General features: G+C 69.4%; 6 protein-coding genes. 1 reads left to right on the forward strand and 5 read right to left on the reverse strand.

All coding sequences use genetic code 11. The annotated features are described in order from the left end of the window. Positions 1–75 precede the first annotated feature (75 nt). Positions 76–495: a RidA family protein gene (locus ACNFOC_RS47110; protein WP_416965150.1), complete on the forward strand. Its 420-nt coding sequence runs from the start codon at positions 76–78 to the stop codon at positions 493–495. Positions 496–541: 46 nt separating this feature from the next. Here the strand turns inward: ACNFOC_RS47110 and ACNFOC_RS47115 are convergent, their stop codons facing one another. The 5 genes from ACNFOC_RS47115 to ACNFOC_RS47135 form a co-directional block, all read right to left on the reverse strand. After that, positions 542–3295, reverse strand: coding sequence for an alkaline phosphatase family protein (locus tag ACNFOC_RS47115; protein WP_416965151.1), 2754 nt, complete (start codon positions 3293–3295; stop codon positions 542–544). 13 nt (positions 3296–3308) lie between these two features. Beyond that, positions 3309–4658 (reverse strand): ABC transporter permease, encoded by a 1350-nt coding sequence (locus tag ACNFOC_RS47120; protein WP_416965152.1) that lies wholly within the window; start codon positions 4656–4658, stop codon positions 3309–3311. Next, a complete protein-coding gene (locus ACNFOC_RS47125; protein WP_416965153.1) occupies positions 4655–5638 on the reverse strand; it encodes an ABC transporter ATP-binding protein in 984 nt (327 codons plus the stop codon). Before ACNFOC_RS47125 ends, ACNFOC_RS47120 begins: the two co-directional genes overlap by 4 nt. A gap of 120 nt (positions 5639–5758) precedes the next feature. Further along, positions 5759–6604 (reverse strand): EamA family transporter, encoded by an 846-nt coding sequence (locus tag ACNFOC_RS47130; RefSeq protein ID WP_416965154.1) that lies wholly within the window; start codon positions 6602–6604, stop codon positions 5759–5761. Then, complete coding sequence (locus tag ACNFOC_RS47135) at positions 6601–7113, reverse strand: YbaK/EbsC family protein (RefSeq protein ID WP_416965155.1); 513 nt, start codon at positions 7111–7113, stop codon at positions 6601–6603. Before ACNFOC_RS47135 ends, ACNFOC_RS47130 begins: the two co-directional genes overlap by 4 nt. Positions 7114–7702: the final 589 nt, after the last annotated feature.

The following is a 7702-nucleotide window of genomic DNA, read 5'->3' on the forward strand; positions in this document are numbered from 1 at the left end:
GTCCGGAGTCGGCTCGCTGGGGGTGTCTGTCGGCTGAGGACGGAATGGGCGGAGTGTTCGGGAGGTTGCCCGTCCATGACCCTCACGAACGACGCCGCTGACGGGCGCACGATCACCAACCCGCCCGCGCTGCACGACCCCACCCCCTTCGGGTACAGCCATGCCGTGTCGGCACCCGGTGAACTCGTCTTCATCGCCGGCCAGTACGCCTCCGACGAGACGGGCGCACCGGTACCGGGCGACTTCGCGGCGCAGGTGGAGGTGGCGTTCGCCCGACTGCGGTCGGCGCTGGCGGGAGTGGGCCTCGGCTACGAACACGTGGTCCGCCTGGGCACGTTCATCGTCGACCACGACCTCACCAAGCTGGAAACCCTGGGCAAGGCTCTGCACACCCACTTCGGCGACCGCCTGCCGGCCCAGACCCTCAGCGGGGTCGCGTCCCTCGCGCTGCCGGGGATGCTGTTCGAGGTGGACGCGGTGGCCGTACGCCCCTGACCGGCGGTGACGCCGGGCAGGGGCCGTTGACGCACTGGGGCTCCGGTCAGCCGTCGGACTCCGGCGACGGGAGGTAGGCGCCCGGTACGTCGTCCGGTGCGTAGATCTTGCTGTCGCCGGGGTACGGCTCGGTCCAGTTGTGGGTCTGGTACCAGGTGTAGCGGTTCATCTGGGTGGGGTTGGCGTAGTCGGGCACGGCGTGCGGGCCGGTCAGCCGCTGGTGGGACGCCCAGGTCTTCCACTGGGCCGCGAGCGCCTTCTCGGCCGCCGGTACCGACACGGACGTGGGCGCGGCTGCGGCCTTGGTGTCCTGGGCCGCCGGGGTGTCCGAGCCGCAGGACGGCTGGGGGCTCACGCCGAGGGTCAGCGAGGTCCGGTTGGGAACCGCCGTGAACGGGGTGTCGTCGGCCTTGTTCGTGAACGCCCCGTACATCGGGGTGGCCGCGCTGTCGAGCTGGTTCATCGGGTGGATGCCGAGGATCTGCTCGATCGTGCGGACCATGGTGATCTGCGAGTAGTAGTGGTCGTCGACCGTGCTGTGGTTGGCGTAGGGGCTGATGACCTGGACCGGGGCGCGGTGGCCGTCGACGTGGTCGAGGCCGGCCTGGGAGTCGTCCTCGACGACGAAGATCGCCGAGTCCTTCCAGTACGAGCTGTGGGTGATCTTGTCGACCATCCGGCCGACCGCGAGGTCGTTGTCGGCGACCTCGGCCGCCGCGTTGGCCGGGCCGCCGGTGTGGTCGTTGGAGAACCAGAACATGTTCAGGTTCGCCGGGCCGCTCTTCTCGAAGTCCTGCTGCCAGATCTGCTCTTTGTAGATGTCCGGGACGTCGAGGTCGAACAGCGGGAACCCTTGCACCGACACGTCGTTGAGGGAGGGGATCGCCGAACCCGTCTTGATGGGGTAGGCGGTCCCGGCCCCCGTCGCGGCCATGTTCTTGCTGTCGCAGTACAGGTTCTGCCAGGTCGCGCCGGCCGGCTTGGTCTCCAGCGACTGGAACTCGCCGAAGTCCTTGACGGACTTGCCGGCCGCCTGCGCGCCCGTCCAGATGAACCCGCTCTTCTGGTGGCCGAGGACGTCGTTCTCGGTGTCGTAGCTGCGCGTGTACTCGCCCGCCGAGGACTCCGTGTACTCCGGATTGTCCGACTGCATCAGCCAGTTGTGGCCCTCGGCGGAGTTGGTGCCGATGTCGTAGAAGTTGTCGTAGAGCCCGAACTGCTCGGCCAGCGCGTGCTGGTTGGGCGTCACGTTCGCGCCGAACTGGGTGAGCGAGGCGTTGCCGTTGCCCTGCGGGATGTCACCGAAGACCTGGTCGTAGGTGCGGTTCTCCTTGACGAGCAGGAAGACGTGCTTGATCGTCGAGGGGTCGCCGAGCCGGGCGGGGACCGGGACGGCCTTCGTGTGGCTCTTGCCCGTGGCCGTCTTCACCGATCCGGCCGTCCAGCCGTTCTGCTTGAAGACCTTGGCCGTCTGTGACCTGACGACGAGGTCGCTGGGCAGCGTGAACTGCGTCAGGCTCGACGTCGTGTCGTGGGTGCCGTGGCCGGCGGCGTCGGGGCGGAGCGCGTCGATGCCACGGGTGTTGGAGACGACGACCTGCTTGCCGATGGCCGTGATCCCCGAGGGGAAGTAGTCGGTAGGGAGCAGGCCGACGTAACGGGCGGGCTGCTGCGGGGAGTTGTAGCGGTAGACGGCGACCGCGTTGGCGCGGCCGAGCGTCACCAGCAGCCGGCCGTCGTCGGTGAGCGTCACCGCGTTCGGCTCGTAGCCGACGGACGCCTCCGGCCACGGCTGGGTGGCGATGGTCTGGACGACCTTGCCCTTACGGGTGTCGATGACCGACACGCTGTTGTCGGCGGTGTTGGTGACGAACACCGCGCCCTTCTTGGCGTACACGGCGGTCGGGTGCAGTCCTACGGCGATGGTGCCGACGGCGGCGGAAGGGTCGGCGGTGTCGATGACGCTGACGGTGCCGGTGGTGCTGGCGCCCGTCTTGGGGTTGGCCGGCACGTCGGTGCCGTAGGAGTTGATGGTGGTGTCGCCGGCCTTCGCCGGGCGCCCGCCCTCGTTGCTGACGTACAACGTGCCGCCGACCAGGGCGATGCCGCGCGGTGCGGTGCCAACTGTCCAGCTCTGCTTGACGGTTCCGGTCGCCGCGTCGATGGCGACGACCTTGTTCTGGCCGTTGACCGCGGAGTACACGGTGGAGCCGTCGGCGGAGAACACGGCCGCGCCCACGAGGGCCTGCTTGGTGCCGTCGGCCGCGATCGGGACTGCCGTGGGGCTGGCGAGGGTGCCGTCGGCGTTGACGGTGAACCTGGTGTAGCCGTTGGCCTGTCCCAGCCACAGCTGCTTGCCGTCGGGCGAGTAGGTCGGACCTTCCTGGCCCACCGCACCGCTACTGATGCGCAGGTCGTCCGCGGTGCTGGTGCCGATCTTCTGCTTGATCTGACCGGTAGCCAGGTCCATGACCACCAGAGACGCGTCGCCGTCGGCGACCGAGGCCGCGAGACGGGTGCCGTCCGGGCTGACCGTCGACGACATGATCTTGCCGTCGTTGATGACGGTGCGGCTGCCGTACGGCTTGATGTACTGGTCACTGGAGATGACCTGGCCGTTGGCGGTGGTCTGGCCGACCTGCTGGGTGCCGAACTGGTACGTAGAGGCGACCGCCGTGCCCGTGACACCGAGGGCGACGGCGATACCCGTCGTCACCAGCAGTGCCCGGCGGCCGACGTGTCTGCCGAAGAGGTTGACCTGTTTCTTCTCGCTGATCCGACGCTGGCGAACTACCTGCACGGAACTGTTCCCTTCAGTGGGTGTCGAGCAGCTCGACGTTGCCGTCGAACTGCCACAGCGGATTCGGGGCGTCACCGGTCGAAGTCCGTACCAGGAAGTAGCCGTTGACTTCCTTGGGACCGTCGCCGTCCGCCACGAACCGCCCGTCCGAGGTGATGTCGAGCTGGTAGATCGCCGTCCCCGTGACAGCAACGCCGGGGAGATGCCAGCTCACGACGCAACGCCAGTCGTTGCCCGCGCCCTCCTTGGCGGCCTGGCCGTCGCTCTTGGTGCACGCCGCCGAGGTCCGCAACTGGGCCTCGGTGACGGCGGGCCGGTGGAGCTGCCGCGTCTGGAGGCGGTAGAGGTGGGCGAAGACGGTGGCGAGGGACTTCTGCACCTTGCCCTGCTCGATCCCGGAGCCGGTCGACGGCGTCGCCACGGCGACCACCCCCACGGTGACGGCGGTCAGCGCGGCCAGCGGCAGCAGCCCTACGGTGATCGCGCGGCGCCCTGAGCCGTCGTAGGCCGGGTTGGTGAAGTCCCGCCGTACGAACAGGAGATGGGCCAGCGCGGTGGCGAGTACGGCCCACGCGAGGCTCACCGCGACGGCGATCAGGAGCGGGGTGAGCTGGGCCGGGCTGGTGAACAGGCCGTTCCAGGCGATGAAGGCGTAGCCGGGCAGGGCGAGGCGCACGGCGACGGGCAGCGGCAGCATCTGGGCGACCTGCATCGCGAGCGCGACCAGCACGGGCAGCAGCAGCCCCATCGAGGACCGCCCCAGCGCGACCGACCCGAGGAGCCCGATCGCGGCCAGCGCCAGGGTCGGGGCAAGGGCACAGAGCCAGGCGAGCAGGACCCGGCCGGCCGCGTCCCCGGGCGCCAGCAGATGCCCGTCCAGTCCCACCAACGGCTGGTTGCCGACCGCCACGAGCCCGCCGGCCGTACTGGAGGCGGCCAGCCCCGCCACGAGCACCAGGATGACGGTGAGACTGGCCAGCGACTTCGCCACGAAGATCCGCGCGGGCGAGCGGACAGCGACCAGCAGATGCCGCCAGGTGCCGAGCCGGTCCTCGGCGGCGAACACGTCACCGGCGACGAGCGATGTCAGCAGCGGGAGCGCCCAACTGCCCGCGAAACCAAGCATGACCAACGGCCCGGCCCACCCCGTGGCGTGCATCCAGCGGCCGAAGAGAGTGTCGGAGGGGAGGGTGCTCTGCCCGCTCACCCCGGCGACGAAGAGCGCGGGCGCGACCCAGCAGGCGAGGACCAGCAGCCGGATCCGCCACTGCGAGACCAGCTTGACGAGTTCGAAGCGGTAGGCGCGCGCGACAGAGACGCGGCGGGATACGGCGACGGTTTCGACGACGGCGGTCACGGTCATCGGCCGCCCTCCTGCTGCTGTTCCTGCTGCTGTTCCTGCTGTTGCTGCTCCTGCTCCTGATCGGTGAGCGCGAGGAACGCGGCCTCCAACGGCGATACGACCGGGGCGAGTTCGCGCACCGCGATGCCCGACCGCACGAGCTGGGCCACCAGTTCGTCGAGGGCGGGTATCAGCGCGCGCACGACGAACACCTCGGCGTCCTGCCGTACCCCGGAGTCGTCGACGACCCGGACCCCGCCGGTCTCGGCGGCAAGGTCGCGCGCGGCCCGCGCATCGGAAGTCCGCAACCGGTACTCGAGTTCACGGCTCTCGGCTGCCAGCTTGCTCAACGGGCCGGAGAAGACGACCCGTCCGGTGGCGAGGATGGTGACCTCGGAGCACAGCGCCTCCAGGTCGTCCATACGGTGGCTGGAGAGCACCACGCTGGTTCCGTCGGCGGCAAGCCGGGTGAGGACGCGGTGCACATGTCTCTTGCCCGCCGGATCAAGGCCGTTGGACGGTTCGTCGAGCACGAGGAGGCGGGGCTTGGTGAGCAGGGCGGCGGCGAGCCCGAGCCGCTGGCGCATGCCGAGCGAGAAGCCGCGGGCCTTGTCGTCGGCGACATCGGTGAGCCCGACCTGGTGGAGCACGTCGTCGATCCCCGCCGTCCGCGCGTCATGGCCGCGCAACGCGGCCAGCGCGGCGAGGTTCTGCCGGGCGGTGAGCGAGGGGTAGAGACCGGGCCCGTCCACGAACCCGGCGACACCGTCGGGAGCGGCGAACGCCCGCCCGACCCGCGTGCCGAGGATCTCCAGGCGCCCACCGTCGGCGACGGCGAGACCCAGCAACAACCCGAGCAGGGTGGTCTTGCCGGCCCCGTTCGGCCCGACCAGACCGTGGATCTGTCCCTGCGTCACATCCAGATCGACGCCGTCGAGCGCGACGACATCGCCGAAGCACTTGGTGATCCCGCCGGCCCGGACCGCGTGGCGTCTCTCCATGAGCCCCTTCTTTCGAATCCTCAGGGACCTTAGGGGCACCACACATCACACACACAGACAGCCGTCTGAACGCCCATGGAACGGATCGTCAAGTAGTCGGCAAGCCGGGTGAAGAAACGGTCAACCAGCCCGCAACATAAGCCCGATCCCGGCCACCAGCAGCACCGCGGCGGCGATCCGGGGCGCCCCGAACCGCTCCTTGAAGAAGACGGCGCCGATGGCCGCGCCGACGATGATCGACGACTCGCGCAGGGCGGCGATGGGTGCGAGGTCCGCGCGGGTCTGGGCCCACAGGACGAGTCCGTACGCCAGCACGGACAGCGCGGCACCGAGAAAACCGACGGCGGCGAACGGCCGTAGGTCGGCCAGGAGTTGACCGCGCCGAAGACAAACGGCATACACCGGGATCATCCACCCCTCCGCCACCATCAACCAGGCGATGTACCCCAGCGACGACCCCGAGGCGCGCACACCGAGCCCGTCCACGACGGTGTACGCGGCGATCGACAGCCCCGTCGCCAACGCGGCACCGATCGCCGCCCAGTTGGGCCGCCGTCCGCGCATCCCCCACAGCGCGACGCCGGTCAGCCCCGTGCACGACAGCGCGATACCGGCCGCCGCCCACCCGTTGGGCACCTCGTGCGCGAAGACGGCGGCGAGCACCGTGACGACGAGGGGTGCGGTGCCGCGTGCGATCGGATAGGCCTGCCCGAAGTCCCCGAGCCGGAACGACTTCATCAGCAGGAGTGTGTAGGCGAGATGGATGACCGCGGAGGCCCCGAGATACGGCCACGCGCCGGCCTCCGGAAAGTCCGCGAACGGCACGAGGGCGAGCCCGATGACCGTCCCGCCGCCCGTGATGAGCGTGAACCCGACCAGTTTGTCGGTGATCTGGTGCGCGAGGGCGTTCCAGCAGGCGTGGGTGACGGCGGCGAGCAGGACGGCGGCGGCGACCTCCGGAGTCACGGGGTCTGCTCGCGCACGTCCACGAGGGTGGCACCGGCCTGCGCGACAAGTTCCTTGGGCTCCATGGGGAACACGGCGTGCGGGTTGCCGGCTGCGGCCCACACGACGTCGTGCGCGAGCAGCGAACGATCGGCGAGTACACGGGTCTTCGTACGGTGTCCAAAGGGCGGCACGCCTCCGATGGCATACCCGGTCGTCTCCCGTACGACGTCGGCTTTGGCCCGGGTGACCTTCTCTACGCCGAGCTCCTGCCGAACGAGTTCCAGGTCCACCCTCGATGCCCCGTCCATCAGCACCAGTACCGGAATCCCGTCCGCCGCGAAGATCAGGGACTTGCAGATCTCACTCAACTCGCACCCGATCGCGGCGGCGGCCTCGGCTGCGGTACGGGTGGCGTCCGGGAAGCGCCGGGTACGAGCGACCAGCTCACCGAGCCCCAACTCCCTCAGCGCTTCGGCGAATCGGGGGTTGGCGCCGGAGTTGTCGTCTTCGGTGTTGTTCGTGGTCATGGGGGCACGGTAGCGGCGGGTGCACTGGGCCTGCGACTGAGTTCTGAACGTTGGGCCACTCGCTTCTTGGCCAGTGTCGGGCTTCCACGGCCCGAGTAAAGGGCGCTCCGCTGCGCTACGTGTCGCCTGCGGCGATGGCCCTCCGGGCCACCCTTGACACGGCCCGCTCCAGCCCGTTTCAGAAGCGAGCGAGCAGCCCGGAGGAACGGGGGCCAGGCATGAATGCCCTTACCTGTACTGCGTTGTCGGCCGGCGTGAAGGGACGCGCTGCCAGCACGCCACCACGGCTCAGCGGCCAACCCCCGGCGGGGGGTTGCTGGAAGCCGGGGGCAAATCTAACCACTGTCGCAGGCAGGGGCCTGGCCGACAGGTGGGTCGGGGAAGTGTGACACTTCTGCCAGAACTGTCACACTTCTGCGGACCAGGTACCCCGGGGAGAAGCCACCCACTCACCGTTGGCCGCTAAGAACCCCTAACGGAATGATCTTCAAGATGGTTGGGTCACTCCAGGACAGACGATCTGGGGGTGCTGGATGGCACGGCCGAAGCCATGGGAAGTCGACGACGAGCTGTGGACGGTGGTCGAGCC

This window comes from Streptomyces colwelliae (assembly GCF_048158785.1).
Lineage (GTDB): Bacteria > Actinomycetota > Actinomycetes > Streptomycetales > Streptomycetaceae > Streptomyces.

Bases quoted from the DNA above. Each gene is read 5' to 3' on its own strand.
- ACNFOC_RS47110 (WP_416965150.1), top strand. From the start codon at position 76: ATGACCCTCACGAACGACGCCGCTGACGGGCGCACGATCACCAACCCG.
- ACNFOC_RS47135 (WP_416965155.1), bottom strand. From the start codon at position 7,113: ATGACCACGAACAACACCGAAGACGACAACTCCGGCGCCAACCCCCGA.
- ACNFOC_RS47120 (WP_416965152.1), bottom strand. From the start codon at position 4,658: ATGACCGTGACCGCCGTCGTCGAAACCGTCGCCGTATCCCGCCGCGTC.
- ACNFOC_RS47125 (WP_416965153.1), bottom strand. From the start codon at position 5,638: ATGGAGAGACGCCACGCGGTCCGGGCCGGCGGGATCACCAAGTGCTTC.